This window comes from Natronorubrum aibiense (assembly GCF_009392895.1).
Classification (GTDB): domain Archaea; phylum Halobacteriota; class Halobacteria; order Halobacteriales; family Natrialbaceae; genus Natronorubrum; species Natronorubrum aibiense.
On sequence record NZ_CP045488.1, the window covers coordinates 62182 to 76970 of the forward strand.

Sequence of the window (14789 nt, forward strand, 5' to 3'; positions counted from 1 at the left end):
CCGGCTGGGCGTGAAATTCCGCGACGAAACTAATCGTAGTGTATCACTCTTGCCTGTAACTCACTCCGCCGAGCAGACGATTCCATCGGATCGCACAGTCCGCCTTCTCGATACGACGCTTCGCGACGGCGAACAAGCCCCGGGTGTCTCACTGTCACCCGACGAAAAAGTCGAGATCGCCCGCGCCTTAGAGCGCGCCGGCGTCTCCGTCATCGAGGCAGGCAGCGCCTGCACCGGGGCGGGTGAACGCCAGGCAATCTCCCGAGTCACCGACCTCGATCTCGACGCCCGCGTCACCAGTTTCTCTCGCGGGATTCGAAACGATATCGACCTCGCACTCGAGTGTGACGTCGACGGGATCCACCTCGTCGTCCCCTCGAGCGACCGCCACGTCGAAGAGAAGGTCGGAACCTCCCGCGAGGACAACCTCGAGAAAACCGCCGAACTCGTCGAGTACGCCACGGCCCACGACCTCTGGGTCGAAGTCATCGGCGAGGACGGCTCACGGGCCGACCTCGACTATCTCGAGAAACTCATGGGGACCGCTCTCGACGCCGGGGCCGACCGGGTCTGTTTCGCCGACACCGTCGGCCACACCGGCCCCGAACGCACCGCCGAGGCCGTCTCCCGGCTCGCCGAACTCGGCCCGGTTAGCGCCCACACCCACGACGATCTCGGACTGGGTGTCGCGAACGCCCTGTCGGCCGTCTCCGCCGGGGCTGACCTCGTTCACTGTACCGTCAACGGACTTGGCGAACGCGCCGGCAACGTCGCCCTCGAGGAGGTCGCGATCGCGCTCTCGCACGTCTACGATGTCGAGACGCTCGAGCTCACGGAGCTGTACGATCTCGCGCAGATCGTCTCTCGAGCGACCGGCATTCAGCTGCCGCCGAACAAGGCCGTCATCGGCGAGAACGCCTTCACCCACGAAAGTGGCATCCACACCGACGGGACGCTCAAAGACGACAAGATGTACGAGCCCTACGCCCCCGAGACGGTCGGCCGCGAGCGCCGACTCGCCCTCGGCAAGCACACGGGCCGGGCTGGCGTCAAAGCGACGCTCGAGGAACACGGCGTCGAGGCCAGCAACGACGAGATTGCCGAAATCGCTACCCGCGTTACGGAACTCGGTGACCGCGGTCGCCGCGTGACCGACGCTGATCTGCTCGCGATCGCCGAAGACGTCACTGGCGACGACCGCGAACGTGTCGTCGAACTGCTCGATCTCACCGCTACGAGCGGCGGTGCCGTCCCGACCGCGAGCATCCGACTCGCCGTCGGCGGTGAGGAACGCGTCGCCAGCGGGACCGGCTCCGGTCCCGTCGACGCCGCCGTCTCCGCGGTCCGTGAGGCGCTTGGCTCGATGGCCGACGCCGAACTCGAGTCCTATCACGTCGATGCCGTCACGGGCGGCACCGACGCCGTCGTCACCGTCGAGGTGACGATGGTTCGCAACGACCGCTCGGTTACGGTCGCTCGCAGCGAAGCCGACATCACGCGCGCGAGCGTCGAGGCGATGGTCGACGCGCTCGATCGACTGCTCGCGTCAGATCCGCAACCGCTCACGCCGGCGGACGACTAACCTCTCGATTACGTTCGCTTTCGACACTCGAGTCGCTAGTGGAACGGTTGTCGGCTGAGAATCCCCCACGGGTCGAACAGGTAGACGACGGCCAGAAACAGTGCGACGACGACGACGAACAGCCGTGCGAGTCCGCTGGTCGAGGAGAGCGCACCCGACTCGAGGGTGGTCGCCATCACCGCCGCGACTCCGATCCAGAGACTCCCGACGATCAGTCGTTGACGAGTGTCCATACCCGGGTGTACGTCCCAGTCGTTATCAAGCCGACGAGTCGATTCGAGGAGATCACCGACGCCCGATCATACGGTCTGCTGTGCCGATGTACCGCCAATCACCAGCGGCGGGGTCGGTGGTCGGCGGGACGTGACGACAGCAGTCCGTATCAGAAGTCGAGTCCGACGGTGCCTTGATCGAGCACGTCCTTTCGGTTGTCCGTCTGCCCGACCTGATCGTAGGAGACCGGCCCCTCGACCTGATGGGCGTTCGGCCCGGGCTGGTTGCCGAGGTAGACGACGTTCGGATTCGTGCCGATGTCCTCGAGGAGTTTGAACCGCGAGTGTGGGGTCCCAGCGAACTCCTCGAGTCGGGTCTGGGCGAGGTTCTCGCTTGGCCCCGCGAACTCCTCGCCCTCACCGGGCTCCTCGGCGAGGTCGAGTTGGACGAGGACGTCCTCGCTCTTGAGGTCCAGTCCCTGCTCTTGGAGGACACCCACTAGATCGACGATCGCCGTTTCCTGCTCGATGAGCGTGTTGTTTTGCTCGTTTTCGGGCTGGTCTTCGTCGGCGAGGATTTCGACGGCTTTCAACAGGGCGATCGTTTCCTCGTCTAAATCCTCGACGTCGTTGACGACGGATTCCAGATCGGTGCTACCGCCGCCCAGCGCACTCTCGACGTCCTCCGTCGCGGGGAGTTGGGCCTCGAGCCGAACGATCGACCGACTCTTTGCGGTGTTGTCGATGTACTGCTGTGGATCGCTGTTCGGATTGTTCATGTCGCCGAACTGGATCACCTCGGGCGGGCAGGCATCCTCGCAGGCAGTTCGACCGACGAGTTCCGGGCCCTGAGTCCCGTCCTGACGAGTCGCACAGAACGTACACTTCTCCATGACGCCTCGCGGCCCGCGGCTGTTGACCGGACGGTCGCGCTCGTCGTAGATGTGTTCGTCGTCGATTTCGTCTTCCGAGACGGTCGGCTCCTCCCACTGGAAGTAGTTGACACCGTACGGACAGGCCACCTGACAGTACCGACAGCCGATACAGACGCCGTAGTCGGTCAGGACGAGGCCGTCCGAGTCGCGAGTGTGGCGGGCCGTCGTCGGACACACCTTCTCACAGGGAGCGTCCGTGCAGTGTTGACACGGCCGGATAAGGCGATTGGTGAACTCCTCGCTCGTCGTGTCGTCCTCGTAGTCGAGGATGTACATCCAGTTTGCGCCCTGATCCCAGTTGTGCTCTTCGGCACAGGCGACGACACAGGAGAGACAGCCATCACAGTACTCGAGGTCGAGTGCCATCCCCCACTGGACACCCTCACCCGGGTCCTCCCTGCCGTGTTCGTCCTGGACGGCGGGCTGGGGGTCGTCCGGCCCGTCTCCGTTCCCTCCACCCGCAGCCGTTCCCCAGGCCCCGAGCCCGACAGCACCGGCACCGCCCATCTTCTTCATGACGTCGCGACGCGACTCCTCGTCGAGACCGAACTTCGAGAGGGTGTTCTCGAGGCGACCGTCGTCGTCGGGCCGCTCGACTGGTCGTTCGTCCTCGCCGAACTCCGCCATGACGTCTTCGTGATACCGGTCGTAGAAGGCCTCCTCCGAGAGCTCCCCTTCCGTAACACGCATGGCGTCTTTGGCCATCTCGAGACCCAACTTCGCGTCGTACTCGGTGTCCTCGAGTGCGTCCTCGAGATTCTCTTGCCACGCCTCGCCGAGTGGATGGAACGTGTCTCCGTCGCCACGCGTTTCGTCGTCGAACGTCACTATTTCTCCCCCCGGAACATGTCACGCTCGTACTGGAAACTCATTGTGAAGTAGTGACAGTACCCGACCGACGTCGATAAAAAGCATGCTTGCGAATGACATGCTAGTACGAGTTTCGAGAAGTCACAGTTTGAGTTCGTGGGGACGTGCGTGCAGTCTCAACCATCTCAAGAAGATCCAAATCTCCAATAATCAGCTTCTGTGTGACAGACGAGTCGCACCGCTTCTCGTTTTGCGTCGTGAAAAACGCCGAGAGGGAGATTTGAACTCCCGAGTCCGTGAGGACAGCAGATTTCGAATCTGCCGCCTTGGCCGGGCTAGGCTATCTCGGCTCACTCATACCTATCCGGGTGATGTTTTTACCCGTTTCGATTCTTCTCCGCGATTGTGACTCCGTCACGGACTATCCGTGTGGACTCGAGCCGGTGGTGCAGTCGTGACGCGACGGTCGGACTGTCCACCGTCGTGACTCGAGAAATACGTTTCCGTCGAAAACATCCGCTCGAGGTCGCCCAGAACCGATGATGAATTTGTGAACGGCGCGTGCAGAACGCTGTCCGTCAGTTCTGGCGCGACCACAGAACAGATCGAACTGAAACCTCGGTACGGCGGACCGTCTCAGTCGAGAATGTCGCCGACCCGTCGCGGCTCGCCTTGCAAGTTCGGCTGCTCGGCGACGATTTTCAGCACTTCGTGGTCGGTCACATCGTAGTAGGACTTCTCCGTGGCTTCCTCGATGAGGGAGCGCTCGAGGCGGAACTCGGTGCCTTCGTAGACGACGTCGACGCCGTCGTCGTCGAACGCGAGGGTTGTCATGGACTCGTGTACGCAACGCGCACCTAAAAGGGAGGCGACCTGAACTGGCAACCCGTGCGACGGGCGTCAGACGCACGGCAGACGACGCGCGAGGTTTATTAGTTGATACCTCCTTTAGGCCGGAATGTGGCCTTCAGCAGGGATCCGCTCGACGAACTGGTCGTCCCCGACGGCACGGAAGCCAAGGAAGTCGATCTCGTAACCGACGGTGACGTCTTCGTCGGTGCCCGATCGACTGTCGAGTTCGGCGTCCGCGGTCGGAACGTACTCGCCGGCGAGAACGTCACGTTCGGCGGTGCGATCGAAGCCGAAGGTGATTGTCGACTCGACATGTGGTGTGACGTCGCCGAGAACGTCCTCGTCGGGCAAGACGCCTACATCGGCGAACGCGTCCACGTCGCCGGTGAGATGAAAGTCGCCGGCGATCTGGATATCGGCGACGACGTCGAGATCGACGAGGGATTCGAGGCGAACGGCTGGATCGTGATCCGAAATCCGATGCCCACGATCGTCTTCCTGTTCGTCTACCTCAAGCAGCTCCTGCTCATCGGCGAAGACGAAACCGCCCAGCAACTCGTCTCCGAACTCGTCGACGACGAGGAACAGGCGGACGTCGAACCACTCGTTATCCCGAAAAACGCGACGGTCAGCGACGACGCGTGGCGGGTTTCGACCCCTGCAACGATCGGCGACGACTGCCGACTCCACGGCAACGTCCGCGCCGAGACGATCGACGTCGGGACCGACACCACGATCTTCGGTAGCCTCCGGGCTCGAGGCGACGTTACTGTCGGCAGTGGGAGTCGAATCCACGGTGACGTTACCACCCGCGACGGCGACGTCACTATCGAGGAAGACGCCCGGATCCTCGGTGACGTTTCCTGTGCCGACCTTGAGCTCGGTCCGAACGCCGAAATCGACGGGACGATCCGTGCCGGCGGCGAGATCACGATGGGAACGACCGAACGCGAACAAGAGTGACGGCCGCCCTGCGCAGACTCACGGTGGACGACGCACCGTTCGTCGACACGGGCGGAGAGGGACTGGACTTCTTCCGGTGACCAGTGTCGATACCGGCACTATCTCGAGGCGATTTTTACCCCTATTCTTAATACTGAGACTCGGGTAGAGAGCGACAGTCATGCGAGTGAAAGCCACGCACATGAGACGGAGGGATCCATGCGATCGATCGCCCTGACCAAAGGAGTGCCGGATTTCTCGGAGGGATCGGTGTCGTTCGACGAAGATGGCCATCTCGAGCGAGGGAAGACACCGACAGTGATGAACCCGAACGACGAACGCGCGCTGCAGGCGGCCCTGCAGACGAAGGTTCGTCACGGCGGTCACGTCAGTGGAATGAGTATGGGACCGCCGGGGTACAGCAACGTCTTGCAAGAAACCATGGAATCGGTGTACACCGACGACAGCTACCTGCTCTCGGATCGGGAACTGGCCGCTTCGGACACGTGGGCGACGGCGATCACCCTCAGCGCTGGTCTCGAGACGTATCGTGAGAACGTCGCCGACATCGACCTGGTGTTCGCCGGGTTCAAGACGGCCGACGGCGAGACCGGGCAGACGGGACCCCAGACTTGCTGGGCGATGGACTGGCCGATCGTCACGCACGTGCTCGCGCTCGATATCGATCCCGAGGAACGGACGCTTCGAGCCAAGCGACTCGTCGAGGGCAACGTCGACGAAATCGAAACCGTCGAAGCACCCTTGCCCTGTTTCGTCGTCACCGATCCCGAGTTCGAACCGACCTATCGCAAAGCCTCCCACCGGCTGACACGCAAACGGCTCCGGGCGGAGACCGAAGCGCGGGCGGCGGATCACGACGAGCGGTTGACCGTGTGGGACCATACCGACCTGAACCTCGACCCCGACTACATCGGACTCGATGGCTCGCCGACGATCGTCTCCTCGGTCGACCCGATCCCGAAAGCGCCGTCCGAACGGGAGGCGACGATGGTTGATCCCGACGACGAACGCGGGATGGAAGCCGTCCTCGGGGAACTACAGCCGTACGCAACGGGTGATTGAGATGTCGGAACTGGACCCGAACGATCACACAGTCGACGAACTGACCGAGCGACTCGAGACGATCGACGACGAAGCGAAACTCCAGACGATCCTCGAAGCGGAACAGGCGGGACAGGATCGAAAGACGGCTCGCGAGGCGATCCACCGACGACTCGAGGCGATCGGCGAAGTCGGTGGGGACGAGCGCGACAGTGACGGTGTCGAGGAGGACACGGAGACGGAAGGCGAGTACGAGGAGACGGCCAAAGACGTAGGCGAGGAGGCAGCGGCGGACGAGGGTAATGACGAACCCGACGACTCGGAGTCAGAAGCGACTGAGGACGCTGCCGAACAAGACGACGACCTTTCACATCCAACTCGCGACAAAAAGCACGTCCGGGCGCTCGAGGACGGCGAGTACGCCGACATGTGGGTGTTCTGTGAGACACAGGGCGGCGAGTTGCTCGACGTCTCGCTAGAGATGCTGGGGAAGGCCCGCGAACTGATGGACCAGTTCGAAGCGGACTACGGCGACGAGGAACGCGTCGTCGCGTTTCTGATGGGCGACGACTGCGAGGGACTCGCCGAGGAGTGTATCGCCTACGGTGCCGACGTCGCGGTCTATCACGACGACGAGCGCCTCGAGCGGTTCCTCCACAAACCCTACACCGAGATCGCAGCCCACATGGCCCGCGGGCAGGGGACCGTCGAGAGCACCGACTGGCGGGCGTACGACGAGCCCCGATACATCCTCTTCCCGGCGACGAACAACGGTCGCGACCTCTCGGCGAAGGTGCAGGCCGAACTCGACTCTGGGCTCGCCTCGGACTGTTCGGATCTATTCATCGAGGACGAAGAGATCTCGAATCCGGTCAAAACCGGCGAACCCGGCATCAAGAAGACCTTCGAGAAAGTCCTGCACATGAAGCGGCCGGACTTCTCGGGCTTCGAGTACTCGACGATCCTCTGTCTGGACAACCCCGGCCGGGAGTTCCACCCACAGGGGGCGTCGATCATCCCGGGCAGCTTCGACCCAATCGAGCGCGACCCCGACCGAGAGGGGTTGGTCGTCGAGCACGATATGGAACTCGAGGCGGAGTGGTTCCGCGTCGAAATCACCGAGTCGGACCAACTCGAGGCCGGGGTCGATCTCACCGGCCACGAGGTGATCGTCTGTCTCGGCCGCGGGATCGCCGACGACCCGACCGAGGGCATGCAGCTGGGGCTCGAACTGGTCGATGCTTTCGACGACGCTGCACTCGGTATCACGCGCGGCATCGTCACCTCCTCCTACCAGTTCGCGGGCCACGTCGAACAGTATTCGAACGAGGAGCGCCAGATCGGCGAAACCGGGCAAGTCGTCACGCCCGACCTGTACATCGCCGCCGGCGTGTCGGGGGCCGTCCAGCACAAGGTCGGCATGGACGAATCGGACACGATCATCGCGATCAACACCGACACGGACGCCCGGATCAGGGACTTCAGCGACTACTTCATCGAAGGGGACCTGTTTTCCGTGCTCCCCCAGCTGACTGCGGCAGTCGAATCGGGTGCGACCACGCTCGAGGCGCTCGCAGACGGACGCGGAGGTGAGACCGATGACTGAGCACGAACACTACGAGGCCGTCGTCGTCGGCTGTGGGCCCGGCGGCGCCGCGGCCGCCGCCCGACTGGCGGATCACGGCGTCGAGACGCTCGTCCTCGAGCGCGGAACGCAAGCGGGTTCGAAGAACGTCTCCGGCGGGCTCATCTACGCCGAGGAGTCGGCTCCGTACACGATCGACGATCTCTTCGACGGCTTTCGTCACGCGGCGAGCGAACGGCCGGTCACGGATTACTACATCCACAACGTCGCGGGCAACACGGTCAAGACGTTCGATCTGACGGACCTCCACGAGCACGATACGGACTGGTGTGACGCGGTGTTACGGCGGCGGATGGACTCCTGGCTTCAGAAACAAGTCCACGAAAAGACGAGCGAAACCGGTGGCGGCGTCCTGACGAACGTTCGCGTAAACGGCCTGCTCCGAGAGCACGGCGAGATCGTCGGCGTCACCTGCGACGAACTCGACCCCATCGAAGCGGACCTGATCGTCGCCGCCGACGGCGTCAACTCCGAACTCGCCCGCGAGGCGGGCCTGATGGACTGGGAAGAGCCCGAGGAGTGGTTCCAGGGCGTCAAAGCCGTCGTCGATATGGACCCCGACGTGATCGACGACCGGTTCGACATCGACGCGGACGAGGGCGTCGCCCACCTGTTCTCGGGCGATCTCTTCTCCGACGTCCGCGGCGGCGGCTTCTGCTATACGAACGAGGACTCGCTGTCGATCGGGACCGTCTTCCATCTCGACAGTCTCGTCGAACAGCAGGCCGAGCCCCACGAACTGCTCGACGCGTTGCTCACCCATCCCCTGCTGGCCCAGTGGCTCCGCGACGAGTATCACGAACGCGAGTACGCCGCGAAACTCGTTCCCGACTCGAAAAAGGTCGCCCACGAGGAGCCCTACCGCGACCGACTCGTCCTCGTCGGCGACGCTGCCGGCCAGATGCAGGCTCAAGGGCCGATCATCAAGGGGATGAACCACGCCGTCGCCGCCGGCGCGCTCGCCGCCGATGCGTTCGTCGTCACGCGTGGCAACGCCCACCCGGAAGCCGCCGGACGGCGATACGCACAGATGCTCGAGCGATCGGGGACGATGGCAAAACTGCGGCCCCGCCGCTACGAGGTGAGTCGCTCCGTCGGCGAACGCGAGTCGGTGACGAACGCCGTCGAACGGGTCCTAGAGTCGCCGATCGGGTCGCTCGCAGTCGGCAATCCGCTGTCGGAACGCCTGCTGAAGCGGGCGTACAACTCGCCGTTTTTGGTGTCGATGCTCCCCGATACGAAAACCGGTTACGTCACGCTGCCGTCGATCATCGGCGAGGAACGCGGCCGGACGATCAACTGGGACTCCGAGATCGAACCGCCGACACTCGAGGAGCGGATCGGTGACCTCACCTACGACACGGACGTCGGCAACCCGCACATCGAACTCAGAGACGAGTCCGCCGAGGCCAGCGGTGCGGCGGTCACGGCCTGCCCGGTCAGCGCTGAGGACTTCGGCGGCGGCTGCTATCGGACTGAGCGCGTCAAAACGAACGGGACTGAAGAGACGCTCGTCAGCCTCGACACCCAGCCCTGTGTCGAGTGTGGCACCTGTGCGATCGTCGCCGACACCGAGTGGGAACACCCGCGGGGCGGCAAGGGCGTCGAGTTCCGCGAGGGATAGCCGTGAGCCGCTACGGATCACGAATCGCCGCCCTCGAGCGCCACGCCGAACGCGACCGACGCGCCGTCGAGGCTGGCCGCGCGCCGACGGATCCGGACGACGCCACGACGTACCTCCGTGCGGGTGCTGGGCAGGCGATCTGGCTCTACGTCGAGGCTCGCACCGGCGGCCGACTGGTCCCGTTTGCACGGGCCGAACTCGAGGCGCTCGAAGCGGCGATGAACCGCTGGCTCGAGTGTTACGCCCGCTGTTACGGCGTCGACCTCAAGGCCGCGTTTACGGTTCGCGAAGCGGCCGAACTCTTGCTCGAGACCAGAAACATCGTCGATACCGCAGCGCTGTTGACCTGCGTCCCGGATCGGCCGCACAGTCACGCCAACGGGTGAGCACCACTTTCCGCCGACGACTGAGTGCTCTCTCGTGGTGTCGAGACCGTACTGAATCCGCTCGTCACGTCCAAAATCGATCGACGACTGCGTGACGGCCCAAATCGGTGCCGAGCGCAGCGACCTCAGTAGATGAGTTCGTCGTCGTTTTCGACCATGTACAGCGTCCGCGCCGCGATGTTGACCGCGTGGTCGCCGACGCGCTCTAGGTCGCGGATCGTCAACAGGAGCCGAGACACGTCCTGCAAGAGAGCCTCGACTTCCTCGGGTGCTTCGAGTTCGCGTTCGATCAGGTCCCGGACGACGATCTCGCTCGCGCGTTCAGCGAAGTGATCGAGGTCGTCGTCACGGGCAGCAAGCTCTCGGCAGGCCTCGGTATCCTCGGTGTCGTAGGCGATCATCGCGTCCTCGATCATCGCCAGCGTCAGCTCGCCCATCTCCTGAACGTCGACGTCCGGAAAGAGATCCTCTTTGGCGTCGAGCGTGTACTCGCCCAGATTGGCCGCGAGATCGGCGATTCGCTCGAGGTCGGTGATGATCTTGAACGAGGCAGCGATAAATCGGAGATCGCTCGCGACCGGCTGTTGCAGCGCCAGCAGGTCGATGCAATCCTGCTCTAGATCGAGATACATCCGGTTGATTTCGCCGTCTCCCTCGATCACTTCGCGAGCGAGATCGGTGTCTTTCTGCTCTAACGCGTCGAGTCCCATTCGAAGCCGCTCCATGACGACTTCACTCATGTAGAGGATATCCTCACGGAGTTCCGTGAGTTTCTCTTGATATGATTTGCGAGCCATACTGCAGAAAGCTTGCCCGATGGTCATTAGACTTGTGCTCAAACGAAACTGTGCAGAAACGGTAACGGCTCACGTCGCGGGGGTCACACGCGAGTCCGATTACGGTGTGCGGTGTCTCGATTGGCGCGAGTCTCAGCCGAACTTACCGGTGATGTAGTCTTCGACGCGGTCGTGTTCGGGGTTTTCGAAGATCTTGTCCGTGTCGTCGAACTCGACGAGTTCGCCGCCGGTGAGGAAGACGGCTGTCTTGTCGGAGATTCGGGCGGCCTGTTGCATGTTGTGGGTGACGATGACGACCGTGTACTCCTCGGCGAGCTCCTCGATCAGATCCTCGATCTTCGAGGTCGCGACGGGGTCCAGCGCCGACGCTGGTTCGTCCATCAGGATCACGTCGGGGTCGGGCGCGATCGCACGAGCGATACAGAGGCGCTGCTGTTGTCCGCCCGAGAGGTCAAGTCCGCTCGAGTCGAGTTGATCTTCGACCTCCTCGAGCAACGCTGCTTGCTCGAGTGCCGTGCGAACCTTCTCGTCGACGTCGCCGTCGTCTTTGCCCTGGACGCGGAGGCCGTAGGCGACGTTATCGCGGATCGATTTCGGGAACGGGTTCGGCGACTGAAACACCATCCCGATCTGTCGACGTAAGGCGACCGGATCGACGTCGTCGGCGTAGACGTTCGTGCCGTCGAACACGAGTTCGCCGTCGACGTGGGCGGCGTCGACGAGGTCGTTCATGCGGTTGATCGAGCGCAGGAACGTCGACTTCCCACAGCCTGAGGGCCCGATGACCGCCGTCACTTGCTGTTCGGGGATCTCGATGTCGACGCTGTCGAGGGCCTGTTCCTCGCCGTAGTAGACGCTCAGATCACGCGCCTCGAGGAGCGTCCGCTCCGTTGTGGACTGCTCACCAGTGTCGGTGCTGTCAGTGAGTCCGTCGGCTCCCGATACCGGTGCTGGTTGGTCGTCACTCGATTCCGACTCCGAGGACAGCAACTGTTCGTTACTCAGTGTCATGTTCGCTGTTGATAGCGGTTCCGGATGACGATCGCGATCGAGTTGATCGTGAGCAAGACGACCAGCAGCGTGACGACGCCAGCGGCGACAACGCCGTACTGGAACTCCGTTTCGGGGTACGATGCCCAGGTGTAGATCTGCAGGGGCATCGCGCTGACCTTGCTCTCGAGGCTGTTCGGAATGCCGAACACGGTCGTCGGCGCGGCGATCATGATCAGCGGTGCGGTTTCGCCGATCGCTCGCCCCAGTGCCAGGATCGTTCCGGTCATGATCCCGGGCATCGCCCGTGGCAAGACGACGTTACGGATCGTCTGCCACTTCGTCGCACCCATGCCGTAGGAGGCCTGGCGTTGTGAGTCGGGAACCGCGCGGATCGCCTCCTGTGCGGAGATGATGACGATCGGTAGGATGAGCAAGGCGACGGTAAACGCCGCGGCGAGCACCGTCCCGTAGCCGAATCCGAGCAGCCCCACGAACAGCCCCAGACCCAACAACCCGTAGACGACCGAGGGGACGCCCGCGAGGTTGGCGATGTTGAGCTGGATGAATCGCGTTAGGAGTCCGTCGTCGGCGTACTCCTCGAGGTAGACCGCGGCGCCGACACCGACTGGGAACGTGATCAGCGCGATCAACAGCATGATCGCGATGGAGCCGACGAGTGCCGGCAAGAACCCCGCTTCGTAGGGGTCCGGATGCGGCGGACTCGTGAGGAATCCCCAGTTGAGCCAGCCGACCGCGTCGACGGCGACGTTCGCCAGCAGCGCTGCGAGCGAGACGATCCCGATGAGGGTCGCCCCAAGCGCCAGTAGGCGGAAGGCGACGTCTTTCGTCCGGCTAACCTGTCCGAAGTCGGTCTCAGTGGGTGTGTCAGTAGCCATTATCGATACTCCTCCCGGTAGCGCGATGCAACGAGTTCACTGACGAGGTTCATAGCGAAGGTGATAACGAACAGGGTGAGTCCGACCGCGAAGAGACTCTTGTACGCTTCTCCCTGGCCGACGATGTCGCCGGTCCCGATCTGGACCATCGCGGCGGTCATCGTCTGAATCGAGTTCAGGAACAGTCCTGCAGGATCAGTCACGTCGATCAGCCGCGGGGTCTGTCCCGCTGCGATGGCGACGATCATCGTCTCACCGATCGCTCGCGAGAGTGCGAGGATGAACGATGAGAAGATGCCCGACACCGCCGCCGGAACGACGACGGATGTCGAGACGGTAAACTTCGTCGCGCCGAGGCCGTAACTGGCCTGCCGCAGGGAATCCGGAACGGCGCTCATCGCGTCTTCACTGATCGACGAGACCATCGGGATGATCATGATGCCGACCATGATCGACGCCGACAGCGCGTTGAACGTCGACAACGGCAGGAACGTATCCAGCGCCGGCGTGACGTAGACGAGCGCGAAGTAGCCGTAGACGACCGTCGGCACGCCCGCAAGCACCTCGAGTGCCGGCTTCAGGTAAGCTCGACGGCGCTCGGAGGCGTACTCGCTCAGGTAGATCGCCGTCAGCAGGCCGATCGGGAGCGCAACGAGCGCCGATCCGACCGTGATGACCAGCGTCCCCGAAATCAACGGTAAGACGCCGAAGGCGACGGGTTCGTTCGTCGGGCTCCACCGCGTGCCGGTGAGGAACTCGCCGAGGGAAACTTCCGCGAAGAAATCGACCGCGTCGACGAGCAGCGTCAGGATGATCGCGACGGTGGTCAGGATCGACAGCAGCGCACACAGCATGAAGAGGTAGCGAAACGCCTTCCCGCGTGCCGTCCGGATCCCGTCGTGGGAGAAGTCCGGTTGGCTCATGCTGTCACCTCCTCGATCGCCTCCTCGAGTCGCTCGAGGTTCTCGTCGCGTTTCTCTTCGGTGATCGGGACGTAGCCGACCTCGGAGACGAGGTCCGTCGCGGCCTGTTCCATGTAGAAGCGAGCGAAGTCACGGACTGCCGGTTTCTCGAGCGACTCCTTGGCGACGTAGATGAAAAGCGGCCGCGAGAGGGGCGTGTATTCGCCGGACATTGCTGTCTCGATCGACGGCTCGACGCAGCCGTTTCCGTCGTCGATGGAGACCGCCTTGATCGAGTCCGGATTTTCGCTGTAGAACGAAAAGCCAAAGTATCCCATCGCGGCCTCCGATCCGCGAACGCCCTGGACGATCGTTCGGTCGCGTTCGGTTGCGTAGTAGTCGCTTCGGTGGTTGACATCCTCGCCGAGGACCGCCTCGTTGAAGTAATCGAACGTCCCCGACGTCGTCGCGGCCCCGTACAGTTCGAACTCCTCGTCGGGCCAGTCGTCGTTGATATCGCTCCAGCGCTCGGCACCGTCAGCGCTCCAGATCTCACGGAGCTGGTCGACGGTGAGGCAGTCGATCCAATCGGCGTCCGGATTGACGACGACCGTCAGCGCGTCGGTCGCGACGGTGAGTTCTATCGGTGTGATACTGTTCTCCCCACACTGTTCGATTTCGGCGTCGGCGATCTCTCGACTCGCGTTGTTAATGTCGGTTCGGCCTGCACAGAAGAAGTTCCCGAACCCACCACCGGTCCCAGTCTGACTGATCGAGACGTTGATAGTCGGGTGTTCTTCGGAGAAGGCGGAACCGATCGCCTCGGTCACGGGAAACACCGTACTGCTCCCCGCGATGTTCACTTGGTCACCCTCCGCAGCGAGAATGCTGCTACAACCAGCGAGGCTGCCGGAGAGGGCAACGCCCGCCGCGGCGAGAAAATCACGCCGACCGACCGCGGTCGGCAGCGACGCCGTGGAATCTCTCGACATCATCGAATCGAAGCCGCACTATAGGTAAGTAGACTACTATGATTGCTATATAGCAATATATATTTCTCAACGCACCCGGCAGCTAGATAGACGATGGCAAAATCACGCCGCTAAACCGTATGTATGACAATGATTGTCGCTACGACCGTTCAACTCGAG

At 62.9% G+C, this 14789-nt stretch carries 14 protein-coding genes and 1 tRNA gene; 6 read left to right on the forward strand and 9 right to left on the reverse strand.

All coding sequences use genetic code 11. The features are described 5' to 3' along the window. Positions 1 to 49: 49 nt before the first annotated feature. Positions 50 to 1582 carry a (R)-citramalate synthase gene (locus GCU68_RS00345; RefSeq protein ID WP_152938494.1) on the forward strand — a complete coding sequence of 511 codons (1533 nt, stop codon included), beginning with the start codon at positions 50 to 52 and terminating at the stop codon, positions 1580 to 1582. Between the two features lie 35 nt (positions 1583 to 1617). On the opposite strand, the gene GCU68_RS00350 is transcribed toward GCU68_RS00345, so the two are convergent. The 4 genes from GCU68_RS00350 to GCU68_RS00365 form a co-directional block, all read right to left on the reverse strand. Beyond that, positions 1618 to 1815 (reverse strand): hypothetical protein, encoded by a 198-nt coding sequence (locus GCU68_RS00350; protein WP_152938495.1) that lies wholly within the window; start codon positions 1813 to 1815, stop codon positions 1618 to 1620. Between the two features lie 149 nt (positions 1816 to 1964). After that, positions 1965 to 3557 (reverse strand): 4Fe-4S ferredoxin N-terminal domain-containing protein, encoded by a 1593-nt coding sequence (locus GCU68_RS00355; RefSeq protein ID WP_152938496.1) that lies wholly within the window; start codon positions 3555 to 3557, stop codon positions 1965 to 1967. Positions 3558 to 3804: 247 nt separating this feature from the next. Continuing rightward, a tRNA-Ser gene (locus tag GCU68_RS00360) sits at positions 3805 to 3889 on the reverse strand. Between the two features lie 286 nt (positions 3890 to 4175). After that, positions 4176 to 4373 (reverse strand): DUF5800 family protein, encoded by a 198-nt coding sequence (locus GCU68_RS00365; protein WP_152938497.1) that lies wholly within the window; start codon positions 4371 to 4373, stop codon positions 4176 to 4178. Positions 4374 to 4499: 126 nt separating this feature from the next. On the opposite strand from GCU68_RS00365, the gene GCU68_RS00370 reads away from it, so the two are divergent. From GCU68_RS00370 to GCU68_RS00390, 5 genes are all read left to right on the forward strand, one after another. Beyond that, positions 4500 to 5354: a polymer-forming cytoskeletal protein gene (locus GCU68_RS00370; protein ID WP_152938498.1), complete on the forward strand. Its 855-nt coding sequence runs from the start codon at positions 4500 to 4502 to the stop codon at positions 5352 to 5354. Between the two features lie 198 nt (positions 5355 to 5552). Continuing rightward, entirely contained in the window at positions 5553 to 6416 is an 864-nt protein-coding gene (locus GCU68_RS00375) for an electron transfer flavoprotein subunit beta/FixA family protein (protein ID WP_152938499.1), read from the forward strand. Between the two features lies 1 nt (position 6417). Next, positions 6418 to 8001, forward strand: a complete 1584-nt coding sequence (locus tag GCU68_RS00380; RefSeq protein WP_152938500.1) for an electron transfer flavoprotein subunit alpha/FixB family protein — start codon at positions 6418 to 6420, stop codon at positions 7999 to 8001. Further along, positions 7994 to 9664: an FAD-dependent monooxygenase gene (locus tag GCU68_RS00385; protein ID WP_152938501.1), complete on the forward strand. Its 1671-nt coding sequence runs from the start codon at positions 7994 to 7996 to the stop codon at positions 9662 to 9664. The genes GCU68_RS00380 and GCU68_RS00385 overlap by 8 nt, the downstream gene beginning before the upstream one ends. 2 nt (positions 9665 to 9666) lie before the next feature. Further along, entirely contained in the window at positions 9667 to 10050 is a 384-nt protein-coding gene (locus tag GCU68_RS00390; protein WP_152938502.1) for a hypothetical protein, read from the forward strand. Positions 10051 to 10175: 125 nt separating this feature from the next. On the opposite strand, the gene phoU is transcribed toward GCU68_RS00390, so the two are convergent. From phoU to GCU68_RS00415, 5 genes are all read right to left on the reverse strand, one after another. Next, positions 10176 to 10847: a phosphate signaling complex protein PhoU gene (gene phoU, locus GCU68_RS00395; RefSeq protein ID WP_152938503.1), complete on the reverse strand. Its 672-nt coding sequence runs from the start codon at positions 10845 to 10847 to the stop codon at positions 10176 to 10178. 132 nt (positions 10848 to 10979) lie between these two features. Further along, positions 10980 to 11858, reverse strand: coding sequence for a phosphate ABC transporter ATP-binding protein PstB (gene pstB, locus GCU68_RS00400; protein WP_193565061.1), 879 nt, complete (start codon positions 11856 to 11858; stop codon positions 10980 to 10982). Next, positions 11855 to 12736 carry a phosphate ABC transporter permease PstA gene (pstA, locus tag GCU68_RS00405; RefSeq protein WP_152938504.1) on the reverse strand — a complete coding sequence of 294 codons (882 nt, stop codon included), beginning with the start codon at positions 12734 to 12736 and terminating at the stop codon, positions 11855 to 11857. Before pstA ends, pstB begins: the two co-directional genes overlap by 4 nt. After that, complete coding sequence (gene pstC, locus GCU68_RS00410) at positions 12736 to 13659, reverse strand: phosphate ABC transporter permease subunit PstC (RefSeq protein ID WP_152938505.1); 924 nt, start codon at positions 13657 to 13659, stop codon at positions 12736 to 12738. The genes pstA and pstC overlap by 1 nt, the downstream gene beginning before the upstream one ends. Then, a complete protein-coding gene (locus GCU68_RS00415; protein ID WP_152938506.1) occupies positions 13656 to 14630 on the reverse strand; it encodes a PstS family phosphate ABC transporter substrate-binding protein in 975 nt (324 codons plus the stop codon). The genes pstC and GCU68_RS00415 overlap by 4 nt, the downstream gene beginning before the upstream one ends. Between the last annotated feature and the right edge of the window lie 159 nt (positions 14631 to 14789).